This window comes from Paracoccus binzhouensis, from assembly GCF_016446475.1.
Lineage (GTDB): Bacteria > Pseudomonadota > Alphaproteobacteria > Rhodobacterales > Rhodobacteraceae > Paracoccus > Paracoccus binzhouensis.
In genome coordinates this window covers 1-2025 of sequence record NZ_JAEHFP010000225.1, presented here as the reverse complement: position 1 = coordinate 2025, position 2025 = coordinate 1, and the positions used below count along the sequence as shown (strand labels likewise).

Below are 2025 nucleotides of genomic sequence, written 5' to 3'. Positions count from 1 at the left end.
CTGCCGCCCCCCGACCGCGCCCGCGCCCGGCGCCTGGCGCTCGAGGTGCTGCGGCGCGAGGGCCGCTGCGACCTGCTGCTGGCGCCGATGCTGGCCCGCCGCCCGCGTCCCGAGATCATGCGCATCCTGCGCCTCGCCACCGTCGAGATGCTGGCGTTGGCCGAGGCGCCGCATGGCGCGGTCAATGCCGCCGTGGCGCTGGCCCGGGCCTCGGGGCAAAAGGGCCAGGCCGCGGCCGGCATGGTGAACGCGGTGCTACGCAAGGTGGCGGGCGCGGCCGAGCCCTGGGCGCGGCTTGCGCCGCAGAAGCTGCCGGCCTGGCTGCGCGGTCCCATCGTCGCCGCCTGGGGCGAGGAGGTCGCCCGCGCCATCGAGGCCGCGCATGAGGCCGGCGCGCCGCTCGACCTGACGCCGAAGGGCGCCGATTGCCCGGGCGAGGCGCTGCCCACCGGCTCGCACCGGCTGCCCGCGGGCACCCAGATCTCGGCCCTGCCGGGCTATGAGGCGGGTGATTGGTGGGTGCAGGACGCCGCCGCGGCGCTGGCGGCGCGGCTGCTCGACCCCCGGCCGGGCGAGCGCATCGCCGATCTTTGCGCCGCGCCGGGCGGCAAGACGCTGCAGCTCGCCGCCGCCGGGGCCGAGGTCACGGCGCTGGACATTTCCGAGCCGCGCCTGGCCCGCGTGGCCGAGAACCTCGCCCGCTGCCGGCTCTCGGCCCGGCTGGTCGCGGCGGATGCGCTGGACTGGCGGCCCGACCAGCCGCTGGACGCGGTGCTGCTGGACGCGCCCTGCTCGGCCACCGGCACCATCCGCCGCCACCCGGAACTGCCGCGCATCCGCGACGGCGCCGGCCTGGCCGAACTGACCGGATTGCAGGCGCGGCTGCTCGACCACGCGCTGGAATTGCTGAAGCCCGGCGGCCGGCTGGTCTATGCCACCTGCTCGCTCTTGCCGGCCGAGGGCGAGGACCAGCTGGCCGCCGCGCTGGCCCGCCATCCCGGCCTGGTGGTCGAGCCGCCGCAGGCCGCGGGGATCGAGCCGGGCTGGATCACCCCGCAGGGCGGGCTGCGGCTGCGCCCGGACCTGTGGCCGGAACGCGGCGGTATGGACGGGTTCTTCATCGCGCGCTTGCGGAAAACCGCCGGGCGGACATAAGGTTGCGCCGTCCTAGTGAATGCGTTGCCCATGACCGATAGCACCGTCGCGCCCAGGGGCTTTCTGCGCCGCCCCGAACCCAAGGCCATCGGCCATCCCGGTCGCGGCGAGCAGATCGTCGACGGCGCGCTGCATCTGGGCGGCATCACCCTGTCGGGCGATTTCTTCGCCGCCGACCTGCCGCCGACCGTGGCGGCCGAGCTGCACGGTTTCGGCTGGCTCGACGACCTGGCCGCCGTCGGCACGCCGCGGGCCCGCGCCATCGCCCAGGACCATGTCCTGCGCTGGCTGCGCCGCCACCCTCGGCCGGTGGCCGGCGCGCTGGAATGGGCGCCCGAGGTCACCGGCCGGCGGGTGCTGCGCTGGATCTTCCATGCCGGGATGATCCTGCCGGGCCTCGACCGCGACGGGGCCGGCCCCTATTTCCGCGCCCTGGACCAGCACCTGACCCAACTGCGCGACAGTTGGTATGACAGCGAGGACGGGCTGTGCCGGCTCGAGGCGCTGGCCGGGCTCGCCATCGGCGCCATGTCGCTGCGCGACCGCCAGGCCATGGCTGCGCCGGCGCTGATCGCCCTGGCCGAGGAAGCCGACGCCATGGGCATCGACACCCTGTCCGAGGCGCGCTCGCCCGAGGCGCTGCTGGAGGCCATGGCGCTGCTGGTCTGGGCGCAGGAGGTCGCCGAGGAGGCCGGTCACGATTCGCCGCCCGAGCTGCCGGCCATGATCGCCGGCATCGCGCCCATCCTGCGCACCCTGCGCCATGCCGACGGGGCGCTGCCCTGTTTCCACGGCGGCGGACGCGGCGCGGCCGGGCGGCTCGACCGCTGCCTGCGCGCCGCCGAGGGCGCGGCGCTGCCCGCGCATGGG

The 2025-nt window shown here is 76.2% G+C and carries 1 protein-coding gene and 1 pseudogene; both read left to right on the top strand.

What is annotated here, in order from left to right; all coding sequences use genetic code 11:
• Positions 1–1155, top strand: a 1155-nt coding sequence (locus I9P22_RS24055; RefSeq protein ID WP_199262735.1) for an RsmB/NOP family class I SAM-dependent RNA methyltransferase, incomplete at its 5' end; no start/stop codon positions are given.
• A 30-nt stretch (positions 1156–1185) separates the two neighbouring features.
• Positions 1186–2025 (top strand): annotated as a pseudogene (locus I9P22_RS24050) (heparinase); the annotation flags it as partial.